Raw genomic sequence first — 19,246 nt, forward strand, 5'->3', positions numbered from 1 at the left:
TGTGCCAACGTTTAAAATGGACAGGTCGTAACGATTGCCATGAATAGATGATTCACACATTAAACAGTGAGATCAAGCGGAGGCATTCTGTCAACAAAAAAAGCCCGGTGATTTCTCACCGAGCTTCGTCTCTAGAGCGATGCTGTTTTACTTGTGCAAAGTTACCAAGGCCCGCGCACAGGATAGACTCCGAACTGGTCGGTGTGGCTCGGCCAGCGTGGAGTGGCGAAGAATCGACCACCAGGTGCACTTAAGGGTGCGGAACGGCCAAATTGATGATAAATCGGCATCATCGTGTTCCGCGAGACGCCCCAGGAGTACGTCTGCTGCATGGTCGAAGTCGGCGGTACAACCAGCGCGGTGGGTTGGCCGTACGGCAAGTAATAATAATTTCCGTGCCAGGGACGACTCATCGAATTGTTGTGAGCCCAGGAATCACCGATCGCATACGGAACTTGCGCTTGAGCAACTTGACTGAACAGTCCAACGAAACATAGGGCGGTGATACCAAGCAAATGCTTCAGCATGAGTCAATCCTCTAAACTTAATGCCGACTTGACTGGCAAGCCGTATTGTTAAAATTGGCAACTAGCGTGGCAGCTGAATCTTGCGCCACACATAGTTGACTCCGGTACGTACCGGAGGTGCATAATACAAGGCCTTGGTGCGGTTCAGACCGGCACCTTGGTCATAGTAGTTGTGGTAGCGATGCTTGTGCCAATACAGCATCTCATCAGGGTACAGTGGTTGATAGGTGTGGTAGGTATGTCCCACGTTGGGCGGCACGGGCACGGGTGCTACGTAAGCCGCGGCATTGGCACCGTTGGCATAACCTTGGGTGTAATAGTTGTAAAACAAGTCGTGGCCACCATAGCTGTTGTATGGCACGCCCGGTTCTTGCGCGCTGGTCGCACCGGCCAGGGCACAGCCCACCAGTACTCCCATTGCAATCGTGTTGAGAATCGTTCTTGTGCGCATGGGCACTACTCCCTTCCTTCCTTGGATCTGAGCTGGGCAACCCGCGGGCGATTGGTGCACCGCGGGCCACATAAGCAAAATTTCAACGTCAAGTCGCTATCACACAGTCGGGTCAGAGGTGACGCCTGCTGGCCAGCCACGCATCCTTGTGCGACTGGTTCGGCGCGGCCCTCTACCTTCCGAGGCATTGTAGGCTCGCAAGCCTATGCCACTGTCGTCCAATCTTCGGAGCTTTGCATAACGCCGCACTACAAACACTGCAGTGGACAACAGAGCTTCCCACATCGTAAAAAGTAACTTCGCAGGCTCAACAGGTCTTTTGGGTTCATTGGGAAAAGTTCTCCCAAACAACCCAGATTCCCCCTGGACCAGTCTGGGAAAGATATGCGGAGCGGATATATTGCGCATGCGGCAGGGTGGCCCAACGTCCTGCCTACAGGCAACGGTAACGAACGGATTGAGAGAAGGTTGGTTATGGACATTGCATCGGACGCTCCAGAGCTAGAACCCGTCCAACGCAAACGCGAAGGTGCTCGTCGCTCCACTGCCGAAAGCATGGCGACCAAGCAGCGCGACATCTCCGTCAGCGAATTCTTCGCCAAGAACAAGCATTTGCTCGGCTTCGATAACCCGCGCAAAGCCCTGCTGACGACGGTCAAAGAGGCCGTCGACAACTCGCTGGATGCCTGCGAAGAAGCCGGCATCGTGCCCGAGATCTGGGTCGAACTGGAATGCACCGAGGCCGGACGCTTCCGCGTTTCGGTCCAGGACAACGGCCCGGGAATCGTCAAGAAACAGATCCCGCTGATCTTCGGCAAACTGCTGTACGGCAGTAAATTCCACCGCCTCCGCATGAGCCGCGGCCAGCAAGGCATCGGCATCAGCGCGGCCGGCATGAACGGCATGCTCACCACCGGCAAGCCGATGAAGATCATCTCCAAAACCGGTCCCAATAAGCCACTGCACTATTTCGAACTGCAGGTCGATACCAAGAAGAATCGCCCCGAGATCGTCAATGGCAAGGGTGAGGGAATCGATATCCCTTCGGGCAAAAAAGGCTTTGACTACATTCGCCAACAAGAGATCAGCTGGCACTTTGAATACCCAGCCCCGGAAGGCCACGTGGCCGAAGAGCTGACCAGCGGCACGCGGGTGACGATCGAACTGGGCGCGATCTACAAACGCGGTCGCGGTAGCGTCGATGAGTATCTGGAACAAACGGCGATCGCCAATCCGCACGTGACCTTCCACTACAAAGATCCCGAAGGCAACGCCAGCACCTACGAACGCAGTACGTATGACCTGCCCAAGGAAGCCAAAGAGATCAAGCCGCATCCGTACGGCGTTGAACTCGGGCGGCTGGTGACGATGCTGACCGAGAATCGCACCGCGACCCTCAGCGGATTTATGTCTAGTGAGTTCTCCTGCGTAACCCCCGCAGTAGCTCGCAAGATTTGTCAAACCGCCAAGCTCAGTCCGCGCGCCAAGGCTGGCAAAGTTGGACACGCCGAAGCCGATCGTCTGTACAAAGCCATCCAAGAAACTCGCATTCGCCCACCCAGCACCGATTGCATCGTGCCCATCGGCACGCAGCTACTGCTCAAGGGCATCAGCCACGTTGTGCCCGGTGAGTTCTATGCCTCGGCGTCGCGACCTCCAGCGGTTTACCGGGGCAATCCGTTTGTAATCGAAGTCGCCTTGGCCTACGGTGGCGCACCGCAAACACAAAAGGTTTCGAAGGAAGCGCTGGATGAACTGTTGGCCGGCAGCGACGCTCGAACAGTTCGCAAATTCTTGATCGACTCGTTCCCCGGCATCGGCGGAGAAACGGCTGACAAGATTCTCAAAGAGACCAAGATGCCCACCCGCCGCTCGCCCAGTAAGTTGAGCAAGAGCGAACGCGAGGCCTTGCATTCGGCCTTGCATGAAATCAGCATCTCGGAAGGTCAGAGCATGCAGATCATGCGCTTCGCCAATCGCGTACCGCTACAGTTCCAACAAGGTGCCTGCGCAATTACACAAGCGGTGCTGGGTACCAATTGGCGATCGTATGGCTTGAGCCAATCACGCGGCAATATGCCCTCAGGACCAGTGTCGATCATGGTCCACGTCGCCAGCGTCTGGGTGCCCTTCACCAGCGAATCCAAAGAAGCGGTGGCTAATTATCCCGAGATTGAAAAAGAACTGCGACTCGGTCTGCAAGCGGTCGGTCGTAAACTGGCCATGTACTTGCGGCGGCGACAAAAAGTGCGCGATGAAGGCGAGCGTCGCAATACCTTCATGCGTTATCTACACGAGGTCGCCAAATCGGTCAGTGAAATTAACGGCGTCGATCAAAACCAGGTACTGAAGAATTTGCAGGAACTGGCTGTCGTGCGCACGCGTGAAGCCGACGTCAAACTCGACAAGCATGGCAAGCCAGTTGAAGATGAACCACTCGACCTGGGCGAAGATGTGTTGATCATCGAACCACCTCAACCGCCGCCCAAAGCACCACCCAGCAAGTAAGTTGTTTAACCCGAAATCGCAGACGCTCGAGTGTCGCCCGGTAACGTGACCCTCGAGCGATTCTGGGCAACCTCTGCGTTAAACTTATTCAATAACGGATACAGCCAATGGCCAAGAAACGTCCCGCTCCCGAGAAAGCCCCCCGTGTCAAATTGGAAGGTAAAGACATTGAGACGGTGCGCCGCCTGAACGATCTGGCCACCAACATTGCCGTCTCGGCCGAGAAGAAAAAAGATGTGCCGCTGGACATCCCCACTAAAGCTCTGTCAAACGTCAAATTCAACAAGACCAAACGCTTTCTGGAGATGGGCAAGAATACCAATCGACGGCAACTGTTCAATCTGTCGCAAGCTAAGGCGTATATGCAAACGCTGCTCGTTGCCAGCGGTTGTCATGATTTGATACAGCAAGGCAAGACCACCAGCATCCGCGGTCTCTACTACAAACTCAAACACACCATCGCCGGCACCAAAGAGAATACCTTTAATGATCAGTCCGAAAGCGACCCGATCATCGAAGACTTCGAAGTCTATCTGAATAGTTTGCGCGAAGAGCTACATCTATACGCCGACAAGAAAGGCGAGATGGTCGGCAATATCATCGTCAACGATATGGGCTTCGATATCGATTGCGCCCGCATGGGCAGCGGTGGTTACAGTATCCCCTCGATCGTCGAACCCGACCGAGTTTCGCTCGATCCCAAGAAGTGTAAAGCCGATTTCGTACTGCATGTCGAAAAGAATACTGTCTGGCAACGCTTCAACGAAGACCGCTTCTGGGAAAAGCACAATTGCGTGCTCACCCACGGTGGTGGCCAGCCGCCCCGCGGCGTACGTCGCTTGCTCTATCGCTTGAACAATGAACTGAAACTGCCCGTGTATTGCTTGATGGATAATGACCCCTGGGGATACTACATCTATAGCGTTATCAAACAAGGCTCGATCAACCTGGCCTTTGAATCACAACGCATGGCTGTGCCCGATGCCAAGTTTATCGGCCTCCGCAGCATCGACCTGGAACGCTGCGAACTGGATATGGGTGTCAGTATCGAACTGAGCGACAACGATCGCAAACGGGCCAAGCAAATCGCGCGATATCCTTGGTTCGAAAACAAGAAGAGCTGGCAGCGCGAAATCGAAATCATGCTCAAGAATAACTTCAAACTAGAAGTCGAAGCCCTGCTGAGCAAGGATATTTCGTACGTCACTGAAGTGTACGTGCCCGAAAGACTGGCCGACCAAGATTGGCTAGACTGATGTCAGGCTTCAGGCTTCAGGCTTCAGGCTCCAGGCTTACACCTTATAGCTTATAGCTTATAGCTTATGTTCACCGAAACAGGCTGGCTAACTCTTCGGGTACATCGGGTAGAGTATCGCGACTACCGGCTTGCGTGGCAGCTTGGACTTGTGGTAGCAGGCCCAGCAACTGCTCAACAATGTCGACGCTGCGACCGGCTACGTCGTTTACTTCACAGCGATCGTCGGGTTTGACATACAGCTCGATGGCCTCGCGGTGACGGTGAATGAGGCACCAGGCCGGCGTTCGCAACCAAAGCGTGTCACTTGCTGCGCCCCAAGCCCAACTGAGCGCCGGTGGCCAGTTGGTCGTCACTCCAGGCGGAGACGAACTGAGCAGGCTGCGTCCCCATACGTTCACATCAACCGGTGCCAGTTCCATCGCAGCTAGCAGAGTCATGGGCAGATCGGGCAATTGACAAAGCTCACTGCGCCGTGAACCAATCGGAATCGCATGTGCTGGTCGCACCATCGCCGCTGCGGCAATCTCTTCGCCGAAGCCTAACTGCTGGGCGTAACCTAGTGCCTGGTGTTCACCCAATGGAATACCTCCCAGCGAACAGAACATCCATGACCAGTCATCGGCATCATCTCGATCCAGGATCGCTTGCTCCAGACCATCGATGGCTTCGTCGAGCACAGCTAGTTGAGCGGCTGCCACTTGTCCCCAACCCACGATGAGATCCGGATCGACATCTTCATCGATTTGAATATGAGGCACTTGGACTTCCGATGGTGGCAGAGGATCTTCGGGATCGGTCATCACTTCGCGCAGCTCTAGCGGTGCATCCCATGGCAAGCGTAGCGCTCGTGAATGAATCCACAATACATCGGGTGCCGCATCTTCGCCCGACAGTAGTTCAATGGCCGCGGCAAACACCTGCACCAGGGCGCAGTCTTCGGTCAGCTGCGCAGGTTCTTCAGGCTCAAGCACTTCGACCAATGTAACTTTCGCGCAGCCCCAGGCTTGGGCCAGTTCGGCCACTGCGGGCGAATCGGTCAGTAGCTGGCAGGTGAGGCCGGCGGCTGCCCAATGACTCCAGATGTTCCACTGCGGCGGGGCTTCGGACTGGCTGTATTCTTGTTGGCTGTGTTCTTGTCGGCTGTGGCGTCCGGACCACAAGCTCCGTATTTGCTCGGGCAGTTCGAATGAATCGATAAAGCACTGATCCAGTACCAGTGAGCCGGCCGCCAAATTATTCAGCGCCGGAGTTGTGGAAGTGGCTGAACCGTAGCAACCGAGCATGCCTGCTCCGACACCTTCGGTCACGATGACTACTGCTTTTGGGGATTTCACAGTCAAAACCAATCCTTACAACCGCTTCACTCGTTACAGGCTAGTCAACATTGGCCCCACCGCCAACCCTATTGGGCTCACCGAGTGTAGTAGTGACCTAGATTTGCGTATATGCCCCGCTCGGTCTTTACGCGAAAGTTTGCGCACGTGAACGCCTCAGACACCAACACCTCCCCCTTGCCGAACATTTCGATCACGCCGCTGGGAACCATGGATGGCACGGCTAGCACATTTGTAGTGGGACCGACCACCGGTCCCATTCCAGTTGCGCCGCCAACCAGTCCGGTCTTCTTGCCAGTCATCCCGAGCGTGCCGGTCGCCCCAAGCGTGCCCGCCGCCTTCGTAGTCGCACAACCGCTGCCGGATGTTGAGAGGACTCACGTCTGGGGCGTCGACTTTGCATTGGTCGACATGCCACAAGTTATCGATCGCGCCCATCGCATCATCACCGCGCGCACGCCGCAGTATTTCATCACGGCCAATGTCAACTATTTGATGTTGACCGCGGAGAATCCTGATCTGGCCGCGATCAACAACGAAGCCGACTTAGTTATCGCCGATGGCAATCCGATCGTCTGGCGCAGCGCTCTCTCCCTACAGCGACTGCCGGAGCGCGTAGCGGGTTCGGATATGATCATCGAATTAGCCAGACTTTCTGCTCAGCGCGGCTATCGCATTTACTTTCTTGGCGCTGCTCCAGGTGTTGCGCAGAAGGCTGCCAGCAAACTGCAGACGATGTTCCCCGCGTTACAAATCGCCGGCTGTGCCGCTCCACCGTTCCGCGATTTGAGTGCCGAAGAAGAAGCCAATCTGATGGCTACGATTCGTGAAGCACGTCCAGACATATTGCTTGTCGCTTTCGGCCAACCCAAAGGCGAGCGTTGGATTCACCAACATTATCAACAGTTGAATGTGCCGCTGAGCATTCAGTTGGGCGCGTCGTTCGATTTCCTGGCGGGCACTGCGCGACGAGCACCACGAATATGGCAGCGTATTGGTTGTGAGTGGCTATATCGATCACTATGCGAACCCAAACGGCTAGCACCACGTTACGCCAAAAACATCGCCTTCCTCTGCCGCAGCCTGGTCCGCGATTTTACATAAGCAGTAGAGCGGCTGTCCCCATCAAGCGATCGGTGACACGTAGGATTTTATAAACGCAGAGAAACGGAGAATCGCAGAGAATACCCGTCTTATCCTCCGCGTCTTCTCCGCGGGCTCTGCGGCCTCTGCGTTTAAAAAAAGAACTGGGATGCGCGCCAAATCTAAAAAATATCGGGCTCTTGTTCTTCCGACTTGCCTTCTAGAAAATCGAAGTCGCAACCTTCGTTGGCTTGGGTTACGTGTTGGCTGAACAGTTGATGGTAGCCGCGAGTCCAACGTGGGACGGGTGGTTGATAGGCAGCGCGGCGGCGGTTGGCCTCTTCGTCACTTACCAACCACGTCAAGCTTCGGGCTTCGACATCCAATTCAATCAAGTCGCCGGTTTGAACCAGTGCCAGCGGGCCGCCCAGATGGCTCTCTGGTGACACGTGCAAGATGCATGTGCCGTAACTGGTGCCGCTCATGCGCGCATCGGAGATACGCACCATGTCGCGTACACCGGCAGCCAATAGTTTTTGGGGAATCGGCAACATGCCCCATTCGGGAAAACCGGGCGCGCCCAGCGGCCCGGCACTGCGCAGGATCAAGACGCTGTCGGGCGTCACGGGCAACTCCGGTGAGTTGATTTGAGCTTTCAACTGCGCATAGTTGTCAAATACCAGGGCAGCCCCGCGATGTTTTAACAAGCGTTTCTCAGCTGCCACAGTTTTCAACACACAGCCATCGGGAGCCAGGTTGCCGCGAAGCACGCATGTGCCACCGGTTGGCCACAGCGGGTTGTCACGCGTGCGAATCACATTGTCGTCGAGCGTCTCAGCGCCAGCGATTTGCTCGCCCAAAGTAACGCCACTTATGGTTCGGGCATTCAAGTTCAGGCGATCGCTCAGTCGAACCAACAGAGCGCGCAATCCGCCGGCATGATGAAAGTCTTCCATCAGAAAGCGGCCACTGGGTCGGAGATCAGCCAACACAGGCACGTGCTGCGAGATCTCGTCAAAGCGATCCAACGTCAATGGTACGCCTGCGCGACGAGCCATGGCCAAGATATGCACAATCGCATTGGTCGAACCGCCAATGGCCAACAGCGTCGTGATCGCGTTGTCGATGGATTGAGCATTGATGAGTTCACTTGGCCGGCGTTGCTGCCAGGCAATCTCCACGGCCATGCGTCCGGTAGCCACTGCCAGGCGTGAATGTTCGGCTACGACTGCGGGAATCGTACTGGCACCGGGCAACGTCATGCCCAGCGTTTCGGCAATGCAAGCCATCGTCGACGCCGTTCCCATCGTCATGCAAGTGCCAGCCGAACGGGCGATGCAGTTCTCGATGTCTGTCCAATCCGAATCACAAAGATTGCCCGCGCAGCGTTCAGCCCAATACTTCCATGCGTCGGATCCACTACCCAGAGTTTCCGTTTTCCATCGGGCTTTCAACATAGGTCCCGCAGGCAAGAAGATCGCCGGAATACCCGCCGAGATGGCGCCCATGATCATGGCCGGTACCGTCTTGTCGCAACCGCCCATCAAGACTGCTGCATCGATCGGATGACAGCGGAGCACTTCTTCTGTTTCCATGGCCAACAAGTTGCGATAGAGCATAGTCGTGGGCTTCATCAACATTTCGCCCAAGCTCATCACCGGTACTTCGACTGGAAATCCACCGGCTTGCAGTACGCCGCGCCGGATCTCTTGAGCTCGCTCACGAAAATGCGAGTGACATGTATTCAAATCGCTCCAAGTATTCAGAAGACCAATAATCGGACGATCTTTGTAGTCGATATCATCAAAGCCCATACCCTTCAAGCGCGAACGATGACCAAAGCTGCGTAGATCATCTGGGCCAAACCAGCGATAAGAACGAAGCGTCTTCGGATCACGTTCACTGGGCGAATTCAAAGTTGTATTCCTCTGAAGTTTGGTTGAAAATTATCTAGGCTTTGCCTTAGAGCAGCTCTTCGTAGAGCAGCTCTTCGTAGAGCGGCTCTCCAGGGCCGCTCACCAGCAGCTGCTCGTAATACTAGCAGTTTCACACCGGCAAGCGCTCAGCGCGCAGCACAGAATCAAAGTAGACGAGCTCGTTACAAATACCTTCCGCCAAATCGGACACGCGCAGTTCATCGGGCAAGACGCCCCAAGCGTAGGTCTCGACTTCGTAGTCACCGGTAAACCACGGCGTCCCTTCAATCGTAGCTGATTGGTGTTGTTGGATCAGTTTGACCACTTCGCGAATATCACCTTGGGTTGCTAATAGCTTTCCGAAACGTTCGACGTAGATGGGCACATGAAAGTGAATGCGCCAAGCCTGATCCGGCCACGCGCTGGGCGAGAGCCAATCCTCAAGCGCCAATCCCAGATCTTCGACCATCTGCAGCGATTCAGCGCTGTGTTCAACTTGCCGAGTCGTTTGATGCAGGTACTTGGGCTCGTTAAAGTCCTTCAATTGTTTGTGTGTCAACACTTGACCGGCTCGCTCGTCCGCATATCGATCCCAGGGAACTTCGATCGCCGAAGAAACTTGCACCTTGCCCAGGCGTACGCCGGCCTGCAGGTAGGTAGCCAGAGCGTCCGCCTGAGATTCAAACATGACGGCGCTGTGACATATGTCATGGCAAACACCGATGAAGCGGCGAATAAACGGTCGGGCCTCCTCAAACACATATCGCGATAAGAAATTCGTGATTTTAGGCGCCGTATCCAGCACGCACCCCGGTTCGGGTTCGATGGCTAAAACAATTTCATGACCAGTCGTTTGAGCCAGGCGATCGAGATGTTCCGCCATCAAACGCAGATGTTTACCCGCCAATCGAAAATCCTCATCACTCCACGGTCGATGGGGCCAACCGAGGGGCAACGTAGATATGGACCCCGTCTGCCCATCGTCCAGCAAGCCGACCAAGATGCTGGCCAAGCGCTGAGTGTAATGAAGACGTGCGGTGTCTAACCACGTGGGCTGATAGACGGCATGCTTGACGACAGGTTGGTGAAAATCACCTTGAGGAAATCCATTGAAGGTGTAGGCTTTCAAGCCTTGGCCAGCCAGCCATTGACGGAATTGAGCAGTCTGATCAGCCGGCTCCAACTGGAGTGACGCATCTTCGGCCAGCCACAAACCGACGGGTAACCTGCCTTCTGGGGAGACACTGCGGCGCACACGGGCGGCAATCGATTCAAGATTATGCTTGGCTTGATCCAGGGTGATGCCAGCGTGAACGTTGGTGCAATAACCAAAAGAAAAATCCGACATCCAGCTAACCCCTTATTGGCCCTTTAAAGGTAATCTTCACAACCTGAGTAGCGTTTTCCGTTACGCCATCCCTGGGTAGCCCGGGCGACTTAGGTTGAACATATCCGGCCAGGTAATTCTAATAAAGAGCTCCCCAGCGTCCCCTTTTGCTCCGCAAAAGGATTTTGCCTTTCGCGGAGCGAAAGGAGACTTTGGCTTTCTCGAAGCGACTGCAGACCCATTCCTAATTCCGCTCGTGTTCTCTTGCAAAGGTTCGCCCTGTGATTGCAGCTCGGTCAAACGCTAATACTACGCAGTATTGCAGATGGTTTGTTGTTGGTTTAGGTATGTGGTTGGTTGCGCTACAGGCGATGGTGGAGGCCCAACATGTTACCAATCGTAAATATGGTCAGGAGGACAAATTTCGTCAGCTGGATGAAACGCTGCCGACACCTAACGGTTATCGGAACGCAGCGGGAGAACCTGGACCTGATTATTGGCAACAATCAGCCGACTATGTAATCGACGTCACGCTGGATGACAAGCAGCGCACGATCACCGGTCGCGAGCAGATCACCTATCACAACAATTCGCCTCAGGCGTTGAGATATCTCTGGTTGCAGCTGGACGCCAATATCTTCAGCCCCACATCGGATGCCGAAGCGGTTGAGACTTTCTCGATCGGTTCGCAGTTATCCTTGGACCAATTGCGAGTGCTGCAAGTCAAACGCGAGTTTGATGGTGGCGTCAAAATCACTGAGATCACAGATGCACACGGTCAGCCGCTGCCGCATACGATTGTCAAGACGATGATGCGCATCGATTTGCCTACACCGCTGGGAGCGCATCAAGCCATGCGTTTCAACATCGGCTGGAACTACAAGATCAACGATTCCAAACTGTTGCCGGGTCGAACTGGTTTTGAATACTTCGAGAAAGACAAAAACTGCATCTATGAAATTGCGCAGTGGTTCCCCCGGATGGCAGCCTACTGCGATGCGACTGGCTGGCAACACAAGCAGTTTTTAGGCAAAGGCGAATTCACACTGGAGCTGGGCGATTACCTGGTGCGTATAACGGCACCCTCGGACCATATCGTGGCCGCTACCGGCTCGCTACAGAATGCAGGTGAAGTTCTGAGTGCTGTTCAACAACAGCGCCTGGAACAAGCTCGCATGTCGCGCACGCCCATGTTCGTTGTCACGCCAGAGGAAGCAGCCGAAAACGAGAAGACCCAGGATGAAGGTACCAAGACGTGGGTCTTCCATGCGCAAAACGTTCGCGATTTTGCCTTCGCTGCCAGTCGCAAATTTATTTGGGACGCACAAGGTCACGATGTCAATGGAAATCGCGTCCTGGCGATGAGCTACTATCCCAACGAGGCTGAGCCGCTATGGAGCAAGTATTCGACGCACGCGATCATTCACACCCTGAACGTGTATAGTCGCTATACATTCGACTACCCGTACCCCGTTGCCATTAGCGTCAATGGGCCGGTCTATGGCATGGAATATCCCATGATCTGTTTCAACGGCCCGCGGCCTAATGATGACAAGACGTATGGGGAGCACACGAAATACGCGCTGATATCGGTCATCATTCACGAAGTCGGCCACAACTATTTCCCGATGATCGTCAATAGCGACGAGCGACAATGGACCTGGATGGATGAAGGTATCAATACCTTCTTGCAGTATCTGGCAGAGCAAGAATGGGAAGAGAAGTACCCGTCGATGCGCGGTGAACCCGCGGCCATCGTGCCCTATATGCTCAGCGGGGGTCAGGTGCCGATCATGACCAACAGCGAATCCATTTTGCAGTTTGGCGATAATGCCTACGGCAAACCGGCGACTGCTTTGAATATTCTGCGCGAGACGATTCTTGGACGTGAATTGTTCGATTTCGCTTTCAAGGAGTACGCGCGCAGGTGGCAATTCAAACGTCCGATGCCGGCAGACTTCTTCCGCACCATGGAAGACGCTTCAGGTGTGGACCTCGATTGGTTCTGGCGCGGTTGGTTCTATACGACTGACCATTGCGATATCGGCATCGAGAGCGTGCGTTGGCTGCAACCGGACAAAGGCGATCCCGACGAAGCCGAGGAGCGCAGGCTGGCTGCTGACAGACAAAAGACACCCACGCTGTCGGAGTCGCGTAACGCCGAGCTGCGCAAACGTCTGGATGACTACCCCGACTTGAAAGACTTCTACAACACCTTCGAGAAATTTAAGGTGCGGCCTGAAACACGCGAAGCCTACCAACGATTTCTAAATGAACTTAGCGCAGAGGAAAAGAAACTGTTGACTGCCCAGGAGAATTTTTATCTCGTCAACTTTCGTAACCACGGTGGCTTGGTCATGCCGATTATCGTGCGTTTAACGTTCACCGATGGTACGAACGAAATTGTCAAATTGCCCGCCGAGATGTGGCGAGAAAACTCGCAGACTTGCACGAAAGGTTTCATATCCGCCAAACAGTTGCAGGGTATTGAACTGGACCCTCAACGTGAAACGGCTGACGCCAACCGGGACAATAACTATTTTCCGCCAAAGCTTGAACCCAGCCGTTTCAAACTCTTTAAAGATCGGCACTCGCCGCCGTCCAATCCAATGAAGGAACAGCGCGAGCGTGATGAAGCCGAACGCAAGAAAGCCGAAGAGGAAGCCAAGAAGGCCACCGAATCGCAGCCAGCACCTCAGCCACAACCAGCTCCGTAGCGTCGGGCTGGGCTCAACGTTGGCTTAACGTTGAAGTACTGCCAACCCAGCTGGGCGCTCAACGCCCAGCTTGATTGATATAACACCAACTGCAGGCTCGGCGGATAACGTAATATGAGACCATTTCGAATATGCCAGCTCGGCCTCTTGCTGAGCTGTACACTCCTATTGCAATGTGCAACGCCTCTGTGGGCTCACTCTTTTCATATCAGCTCCGCTGAAATGGAATTCAATGACCAATCTGAAAAATTTGAAGTGGCCTTGAAGCTCAACGCCGTTGATTTTCAGCAACTGCTAGCTGACTTGCACAATCGTAACTCAAGCCTCACGGGCAGCCAGCTTGAATCACAATCGCACGACCTCACGCTGGAGAATGCTCTAGAAATATCTGAAGATGATCAACGCTTGTTAGGCGTTTACGTAGCCGAGCACTTTTTTCTTTCGCGCGGTGAGGTGCCAAGTCGCGAGCCACATGCGATACACCGCCCAGAACCATCAAAGAAATCTGCGGTCATATGGGTGGGCACTGAAGTCGAGCCTACAGCTGTGTGGTGCTACTTTGAGCTCAAGTTACCTGCAGGCGATGGGCAATTGTGCCTAACCAATACGGTGTTGATGAACCTCAACAAGGGGCAAACCAATACTGCCGTGTTGATATCAAAAGCCGGTCGAGCCTCTTTCAAGACCACCGAGTCGAGCTTTCAAGTGGCATTACCACCATACAGGTAGTGGGCTGGTGATGCAATGTACCCAACTGCCGTACAAGTGTTCATTAACTGCTTTGATCTCTGTGCGGGAATAATGATTGCTACGTTGAAACGATTTGAAAATACTTGATGATGTGCCCTTGAGAAATATCTTTAGAAACATGCTCAGGTATGCTTCAATCCATTGACATACGTCGCAAATTAGGGACAGTGTAGTATGAGCTAAATGAGGGCTCGATTTTAAGTTTTGTTTCAACAAGTGGAGGTTTCAATGGCCAAGAAGAAAGCAGAGGGTGTGTCTAAGTCGGATTTGATTAGGACGACTAGCGCAGAAAATCCCAACGCTGGACCGACAGAAATTGCAAAGATCATACAGACCGGCCACAGCATTAAAGTCTCGCCAGCCATGGTTAGCACAGTGCTGTCGCAAGACCGTTCTCGTGGCGGCAAGCCAGCGCGCCGTGGTCGTCCACCAAAGTCGGCTGTTAAGGTTACGCGCAAAGGCACTTCGAAAGCTGGCGGTGTTTCCGTGGAAATGCTCGTCCGCATCAAGAAGCTGGCCGACGAGATGGGCGGTGTTAACGAAGCCAAGCGTGCGCTGGATGCTCTCAGCCAATTGATCGGCTAAGTGTGTCTGCCAAGGCTCCCTTGGGCTCTCGAGCGGTCCCAAAAGAGCCGTGTTTCTATTGCGACAGAGCTTTCCAACCTGAGACTGGGCCAATCTCGCCCTAGCAGATTAGCTAAATACTTCACTCTGAAACGTTGGAAAATTTCTCCGATAGGCAGCTTTCCCCTCAAGCTGCTTCGGCGGATGGACCGAGATCGTTGAGCAATTCCCAAGCAGCTTCCAGGCTACCGGCCGCCTCGATAACCGTTCTTAACGCGCTGACTTGCTGCTCGCTCAGCTCGACACCGGTTAACTCTTCTAGGACTTCAGCCAGCTCGTCATTGCTAAGCTGAAGCAGGGTTTCACTGGATATCTCTTCCATATCAAATCCTTTTCGATTGAGCGACTTCGCGTGGAAGTCGACAAGCAAGACTCTAGCCATCCCCGCGCTCCATGGGGCGCCACAGGGTCGATCGGGCGAAAGGGTGATCGGCCCTGGCCTCAGCAAAACTATTTGGAACCCCGCAAGAGTCGCAATAGTTAACATAGACAAACTAGGAAGTCTATATCGGTTAGAAAAGTGCTTGTAAATGGAATGGGCGACGGTAGACGATGGAAGGAAAACGGTAACGGGGCACAATGATTTGCTGGCCAACAGCCCCAGCATCCTTAGTCGACGTGAAGGATCACGCTAGCCTATGTTGGAACGAATTCGCGCCGCCATTGCGATTGAGCTCGAGAAACTCGGTGCCACCGACGTCGCTGAAATGCGAGAGACGTTGTTGATTCGCAATGGTTTGTTTTGCGGACGCAAGTACCAATGCACGGGCTATCACGTCGTGTGGTTCATGGAAGAGGATGAGATCAAGTTCTTTGGCCCCAGTGGCCAATTGCTCTTGGCTTCTTCGCCGCAGCACTGCCTCAACACAACTACGCTACCGATCTCTACCACACCAGCCATCCAGCCTCAGCGTCGCGCAGCGTAAGAATTGATGATTGATGATTGATGATTGATGATTGATGATTGATGATTGGGGATTGGGGATTGGGGATTGGGGATTGAGGATTGAGGATTGAGGATTGAGGATTGAGGGTTGAGGGTTGAGGGTTGAGGGTTGAGGGTTGAGGAGCAAAGCCTACTCCTACTCCTACTCCTGCTCCTACTCCTACTCCTACTCCTACTCGAAACAGTAGGAGCAGGAAAAACTGACATCGGGGCCACATCGGGGCCAAGGTAGTTACAGTTCGCACTCGGCATACGATTCATCGGTCTCCCAGAGGCGCACGCGAACGGCTCGAGCTCCACTGCCCTCGAGGGCTTGTGGGCACATTTCTTCTAGGAGATAACGGGCCATGTTTTCGGCTGTTGGGTTATACGGCAGGATGAACAATCGCTTGGGCTGAACCATTTCCAGGGCGGCGCGGGCGTTGGTATCTTTTTCATAAATCAAAAAACTGTGATCCCAATGTTCATCGATCCAGCCCTTGACGCGAGCTTTTAGATCAGCGAAGTCCAGCACTCGGCCGACCGCATCCACTTTATCCCCGGTGACGAAGAAGTCGGCGACGTAGTTATGTCCATGGAAATGTTCGCACTTGCCTCCGTGCTGGTACAAACGGTGGCCAGCGCAAAACTTGATGCGACGCATGATGGTTAACTGCATGAATTTCCAGAGCCTCTCTAGTGCAATGTGCTGGTCAAATTGAAGTACCCAGCTGATTATTGTGTCAGTTTCGAATTAGTTAAGTGACGGGTGGCGTCACGTTGAGTTTTCTTTGCCAAGTTGGCTTCCAGGGCAGCTTGCAAATCGATGCCGCTCTGATTGGCCAGGCAAATGACGACGAATAGTACATCGGCCAATTCATCTGCCAGTGGCTTTAGTTCTTCATTTGGCTTGGACGATTGGTCGCCATGGCTGCGGGATAGGATGCGGGCGACCTCTCCAACTTCTTCCACTAGCTGAGCCAGGTTGGTTAGTGGCGAGAAGTAGCGGACGCCAATCGACGTGATCCACTGATCAACATTCGCTTGAGCTTGGTGGAGAGTCCAACCTTCGCCGCCGGAGCTTGAGATTGTTTCCCGTCCAGTCGCACTGGTTTGACTGTCACTGGGATTGTGGGCGGATGGCTTCATGGAACGTTTACCACTACTTGAGCCAAGGCGGACAGTCGTTCCAGGTTGTCGCAGTGAACGGTGTAGCCGATACGGCGTCGCAACTCGTCGACCAAGGCGCGTCCACCGACGGCCACTACTAACTTTGTCGGTAGCTGCGAATAGAATTTGTTGTATTCAGTCACAAAGGCCTCGGCATCACTAATATGCGAAATGCTCAGCCAGAGCATGCGGGGCTTTTCACGATGCACAGCCGCCAGCAAGGTCTGCAGCGGCAAGTCGCTGCCCAAGCTGGTCGCATGCCAACCGGCCTCGCGCAAGACCAGTTCGACCAACGAGTTGGCCAGCGTGTAATGGTCTCCCGAGATTGTACCGCCGATAGCTCGCGGCGCGCCGGTGGGGACATCGACGACGCGGTTGCGAAGATCCGCCAGGAGCTGCGTACAGATCTCGCAACTGCGACGCTCCTGATAAATTTCTGCTCGTCCGCACTCCCACAGTCGACCCACGGTCTCCATGGCACTGGAAATCAGCAGGTCACCCAGTTGAGCGGCCCCGGGGAACCTGGCGACCCAGTGATCGACCAATTCTCGGCAGGCCGCTTCATCACCGACCACCAAGGCTTGCTGGAACCGCACGATGATGTCTTCTCGCGAACTAATGCGATAGGTCTCCACAGCTTCAGCCACGACCTGCGTCGAATCGACATCCGTTCGAGCCAAAGCCTTATAAGAGGTGGAAACAAAGCTTTTTAGGGCGCCGCGCGCAATCCGGCGATGACCGCCCGCGGTACGTTGAGTTGCAATCAGCCCCAAATCGCACCAGCGTTTTATCGAGGACTCGCTGACCTGCAATTCCGAAGCCACCTGACGTGTCGTCAACAATTCATCCACAACATCCACCGTTGGTCAAAGGAAAGATCGTCGGCACCAAATCGACCTTTTCGTTCAAGCGGCCTTGCGAAGCACTGCACGCTTTGAACGGTTTTATTGTAGAGGTGCATCGAGAAAAAACTCAGTCCATTTGCCTATAACCAAAACATTTTTGTGAAATTCCTAGTTGCCTGCGGGCACAAGAGACGGTACAAAGAGTGGACGGATTGAGCGATTTGGCCGATTTCAGATTGTCTGTCGAACTAGTTGACCGAATTTCAAACCCGCTTATTAACGGCTCCCACGCAACACTGTTTTAGCTGGGAAGGAACGATGATGACCACGACCATGGCTGATGTTGAAACGCTGGATAACGAAGTGGCGTGCGATGAGAATGAGGGGTTGTGCTCGGCTACGTCTGGCTATAGTGATCCAACGATGTCTACAGCCCAAACCCTGCCGAGGGTACTGGACAATCAGCAGTGGTTAATGGATTGCGAGTTGCCTGAGCTGCAAGATTCTGAGCTGCGAGATGAAGACGCATTCGATCATCTTCAAAGCGTCCAAGCCAGAAAGCCCGGTCGCCCTGCCAAGGTATTGGACATGCGCGGCGGCAAACGTCCTTTGAGGACCTTCGCTGACCCAGATTTAGAGCACGAATTCTTATCGTATTGTCAGATGGCCGCCCCAGTGGTGCTCAGCCCACAGAAACTGGAGGTTCGCCGCCAAGAACTGCTGAAAGCCAGCGCTGACTTTATCCACCTGGATCTGTTCGACTTACCCAACGCCGAAGCGCTGATTTGCGGATCGACGCTCTTGGAACCGGTGGGAGAGCTTGACGAGGAGATGCAACCGGGCCTGGAAGATTTGTTGTTCGCCAAGTTGTGCACGCGACGTTTGTTGCGTAAAGGAGAAGAGGCTTCGGCAGTAAAGCGTCTGCACTATTTCAAATTTCTGGCGCACCAGATTTTGAGTGCGCGTCATGTCGATCAATGGGCTGTCGCGCGAGCCGAAGGTTTGGTGCGGGCCGCGTTCTGGCATCGCTCACTGGTCATCCAGTCCAACATGCGGTTGGTGGTTTCGATTGTCCGCAAGTTACCCGTATCGCCATATCACTACGACGAATTGGTTAGCGATGGCATCATCGGCATGATGCGAGCGTTGGATAGATTTGATCCCAGTCGTGGCTATCGATTTTGCACCTACGCCACCACGGTAATTCGGCGCGAGTGTTTTCTGCACATCCAAGAGCGAAAGAGCCAGCGCCGACAGTTCACTCACTCGACAGCCTTGTCGATCTTGAACACGGTCAAAGGTCTGGCGGAAGTAACCGGCGACCGTTCGCACTGGCTGACCTGGCGACGTCAGTTGCTAGCGTTGTTCAATCAACTGACCAAGCGCGAACAAATCGTCATTCGCTCGCGCTACTGCCTGGGCGAAGACAAAGAAGTCATGACTTTGCAGCGACTGGCCGATACGCTCAAGCTCTCCAAGGAACGTATTCGTCAAATCGAACACAACGCGCTAGCCAAGCTCAAAAGCCTGGCGGCCAATTACGACTTCGGCGCCGAGGAGAGCTTTGAAGAAGTGACCCCGTTTGAATACAGCGCCACGGCAGTTGATTTAAATTGAAGTGACTCTTGGGAGTGCTACGGCGCAGCCGTAGCTTTGATGTCAGCGTTGACTGTACCGCAGCCTGCTCGCACTGCGTGACTCCAAACTTCCAGGGTAACTCAGGCTGCGGCTGAAGACTTTACTTACATCAAAGCGGTGCCAGATGGCACTCTTTGGAGTGCTGCGGCGCAGCCGTAGCTTTGATGTAAGCG

17 protein-coding genes are annotated in these 19,246 nt (G+C 54.1%); 8 read left to right on the forward strand and 9 right to left on the reverse strand.

The window, feature by feature from the left end; all coding sequences use genetic code 11:
• Nucleotides 1-161: 161 nt before the first annotated feature.
• Both SH573x_RS22915 and SH573x_RS22920 read right to left on the reverse strand, forming a co-directional pair.
• Nucleotides 162-527, reverse strand: a complete 366-nt coding sequence (locus SH573x_RS22915) for a hypothetical protein (protein WP_479350157.1) — start codon at nucleotides 525-527, stop codon at nucleotides 162-164.
• A 61-nt stretch (nucleotides 528-588) separates the two neighbouring features.
• Nucleotides 589-978 carry a hypothetical protein gene (locus SH573x_RS22920; RefSeq protein WP_479350158.1) on the reverse strand — a complete coding sequence of 130 codons (390 nt, stop codon included), beginning with the start codon at nucleotides 976-978 and terminating at the stop codon, nucleotides 589-591.
• Between the two features lie 474 nt (nucleotides 979-1,452).
• On the opposite strand from SH573x_RS22920, the gene SH573x_RS22925 reads away from it, so the two are divergent.
• Both SH573x_RS22925 and SH573x_RS22930 read left to right on the forward strand, forming a co-directional pair.
• The gene (locus SH573x_RS22925; protein ID WP_479350159.1) at nucleotides 1,453-3,486 is read left to right on the forward strand and encodes a DNA topoisomerase VI subunit B; all 2,034 of its coding nucleotides are present in this window, start codon (nucleotides 1,453-1,455) and stop codon (nucleotides 3,484-3,486) included.
• Between the two features lie 107 nt (nucleotides 3,487-3,593).
• Complete coding sequence (locus SH573x_RS22930; RefSeq protein WP_479350160.1) at nucleotides 3,594-4,742, forward strand: DNA topoisomerase IV subunit A; 1,149 nt, start codon at nucleotides 3,594-3,596, stop codon at nucleotides 4,740-4,742.
• Nucleotides 4,743-4,812: 70 nt separating this feature from the next.
• Here the strand turns inward: SH573x_RS22930 and SH573x_RS22935 are convergent, their stop codons facing one another.
• The gene (locus SH573x_RS22935) at nucleotides 4,813-6,078 is read right to left on the reverse strand and encodes a hypothetical protein (protein WP_479350161.1); all 1,266 of its coding nucleotides are present in this window, start codon (nucleotides 6,076-6,078) and stop codon (nucleotides 4,813-4,815) included.
• A gap of 147 nt (nucleotides 6,079-6,225) precedes the next feature.
• Between SH573x_RS22935 and SH573x_RS22940 the strand changes: the two genes are divergently transcribed.
• The gene (locus SH573x_RS22940) at nucleotides 6,226-7,182 is read left to right on the forward strand and encodes a WecB/TagA/CpsF family glycosyltransferase (protein ID WP_479350162.1); all 957 of its coding nucleotides are present in this window, start codon (nucleotides 6,226-6,228) and stop codon (nucleotides 7,180-7,182) included.
• Nucleotides 7,183-7,343: 161 nt separating this feature from the next.
• Here the strand turns inward: SH573x_RS22940 and araD are convergent, their stop codons facing one another.
• On the reverse strand, nucleotides 7,344-9,077 hold the full coding sequence (gene araD / locus SH573x_RS22945) for an L-arabinonate dehydratase (protein WP_479350163.1): 1,734 nt from the start codon (nucleotides 9,075-9,077) through the stop codon (nucleotides 7,344-7,346).
• A gap of 130 nt (nucleotides 9,078-9,207) precedes the next feature.
• Entirely contained in the window at nucleotides 9,208-10,425 is a 1,218-nt protein-coding gene (gene eboE, locus SH573x_RS22950) for a metabolite traffic protein EboE (RefSeq protein ID WP_479350164.1), read from the reverse strand.
• 326 nt (nucleotides 10,426-10,751) lie between these two features.
• Here eboE and SH573x_RS22955 point away from each other — a divergent pair, with 326 nt between their 5' ends.
• From SH573x_RS22955 to SH573x_RS22965, 3 genes are all read left to right on the forward strand, one after another.
• Nucleotides 10,752-13,121, forward strand: a complete 2,370-nt coding sequence (locus SH573x_RS22955) for a M1 family metallopeptidase (RefSeq protein ID WP_479350165.1) — start codon at nucleotides 10,752-10,754, stop codon at nucleotides 13,119-13,121.
• A 114-nt stretch (nucleotides 13,122-13,235) separates the two neighbouring features.
• Nucleotides 13,236-13,850, forward strand: a complete 615-nt coding sequence (locus tag SH573x_RS22960) for a DUF6702 family protein (RefSeq protein ID WP_479350166.1) — start codon at nucleotides 13,236-13,238, stop codon at nucleotides 13,848-13,850.
• A gap of 249 nt (nucleotides 13,851-14,099) precedes the next feature.
• The gene (locus SH573x_RS22965) at nucleotides 14,100-14,456 is read left to right on the forward strand and encodes a hypothetical protein (protein WP_479350167.1); all 357 of its coding nucleotides are present in this window, start codon (nucleotides 14,100-14,102) and stop codon (nucleotides 14,454-14,456) included.
• Between the two features lie 166 nt (nucleotides 14,457-14,622).
• On the opposite strand, the gene SH573x_RS22970 is transcribed toward SH573x_RS22965, so the two are convergent.
• The gene (locus SH573x_RS22970; protein WP_479350169.1) at nucleotides 14,623-14,877 is read right to left on the reverse strand and encodes a hypothetical protein; all 255 of its coding nucleotides are present in this window, start codon (nucleotides 14,875-14,877) and stop codon (nucleotides 14,623-14,625) included.
• Nucleotides 14,878-15,133: 256 nt separating this feature from the next.
• On the opposite strand from SH573x_RS22970, the gene SH573x_RS22975 reads away from it, so the two are divergent.
• Nucleotides 15,134-15,421, forward strand: a complete 288-nt coding sequence (locus SH573x_RS22975) for a hypothetical protein (protein ID WP_479350170.1) — start codon at nucleotides 15,134-15,136, stop codon at nucleotides 15,419-15,421.
• A 252-nt stretch (nucleotides 15,422-15,673) separates the two neighbouring features.
• On the opposite strand, the gene SH573x_RS22980 is transcribed toward SH573x_RS22975, so the two are convergent.
• The 3 genes from SH573x_RS22980 to SH573x_RS22990 form a co-directional block, all read right to left on the reverse strand.
• On the reverse strand, nucleotides 15,674-16,084 hold the full coding sequence (locus tag SH573x_RS22980) for a 6-pyruvoyl trahydropterin synthase family protein (RefSeq protein ID WP_479350172.1): 411 nt from the start codon (nucleotides 16,082-16,084) through the stop codon (nucleotides 15,674-15,676).
• A 71-nt stretch (nucleotides 16,085-16,155) separates the two neighbouring features.
• Nucleotides 16,156-16,569: a nucleotide pyrophosphohydrolase gene (locus SH573x_RS22985; protein WP_479350174.1), complete on the reverse strand. Its 414-nt coding sequence runs from the start codon at nucleotides 16,567-16,569 to the stop codon at nucleotides 16,156-16,158.
• The gene (locus SH573x_RS22990) at nucleotides 16,566-17,441 is read right to left on the reverse strand and encodes a MerR family transcriptional regulator (protein WP_479350176.1); all 876 of its coding nucleotides are present in this window, start codon (nucleotides 17,439-17,441) and stop codon (nucleotides 16,566-16,568) included. The genes SH573x_RS22985 and SH573x_RS22990 overlap by 4 nt, the downstream gene beginning before the upstream one ends.
• A 312-nt stretch (nucleotides 17,442-17,753) precedes the next feature.
• Here SH573x_RS22990 and SH573x_RS22995 point away from each other — a divergent pair, with 312 nt between their 5' ends.
• On the forward strand, nucleotides 17,754-19,052 hold the full coding sequence (locus SH573x_RS22995) for a sigma-70 family RNA polymerase sigma factor (protein ID WP_479350178.1): 1,299 nt from the start codon (nucleotides 17,754-17,756) through the stop codon (nucleotides 19,050-19,052).
• Nucleotides 19,053-19,246 lie beyond the last annotated feature (194 nt).

It is taken from the genome of Rania fehmarnensis (assembly GCF_056494185.1).

What these genes read in the sequence shown, in the direction of transcription:
- SH573x_RS22915 (WP_479350157.1), bottom strand. Translation starts at nt 527, where the DNA reads ATGCTGAAGCATTTGCTTGGTATCACCGCCCTATGTTTCGTTGGACTG.
- SH573x_RS22920 (WP_479350158.1), bottom strand. Translation starts at nt 978, where the DNA reads ATGCGCACAAGAACGATTCTCAACACGATTGCAATGGGAGTACTGGTG.
- SH573x_RS22925 (WP_479350159.1), top strand. Translation starts at nt 1,453, where the DNA reads ATGGACATTGCATCGGACGCTCCAGAGCTAGAACCCGTCCAACGCAAA.
- SH573x_RS22930 (WP_479350160.1), top strand. Translation starts at nt 3,594, where the DNA reads ATGGCCAAGAAACGTCCCGCTCCCGAGAAAGCCCCCCGTGTCAAATTG.
- eboE (WP_479350164.1), bottom strand. Translation starts at nt 10,425, where the DNA reads ATGTCGGATTTTTCTTTTGGTTATTGCACCAACGTTCACGCTGGCATC.
- SH573x_RS22955 (WP_479350165.1), top strand. Translation starts at nt 10,752, where the DNA reads ATGTGGTTGGTTGCGCTACAGGCGATGGTGGAGGCCCAACATGTTACC.
- SH573x_RS22960 (WP_479350166.1), top strand. Translation starts at nt 13,236, where the DNA reads ATGAGACCATTTCGAATATGCCAGCTCGGCCTCTTGCTGAGCTGTACA.
- SH573x_RS22965 (WP_479350167.1), top strand. Translation starts at nt 14,100, where the DNA reads ATGGCCAAGAAGAAAGCAGAGGGTGTGTCTAAGTCGGATTTGATTAGG.
- SH573x_RS22970 (WP_479350169.1), bottom strand. Translation starts at nt 14,877, where the DNA reads ATGGCTAGAGTCTTGCTTGTCGACTTCCACGCGAAGTCGCTCAATCGA.
- SH573x_RS22975 (WP_479350170.1), top strand. Translation starts at nt 15,134, where the DNA reads ATGTTGGAACGAATTCGCGCCGCCATTGCGATTGAGCTCGAGAAACTC.
- SH573x_RS22980 (WP_479350172.1), bottom strand. Translation starts at nt 16,084, where the DNA reads ATGCGTCGCATCAAGTTTTGCGCTGGCCACCGTTTGTACCAGCACGGA.
- SH573x_RS22985 (WP_479350174.1), bottom strand. Translation starts at nt 16,569, where the DNA reads ATGAAGCCATCCGCCCACAATCCCAGTGACAGTCAAACCAGTGCGACT.
- SH573x_RS22995 (WP_479350178.1), top strand. Translation starts at nt 17,754, where the DNA reads ATGATGACCACGACCATGGCTGATGTTGAAACGCTGGATAACGAAGTG.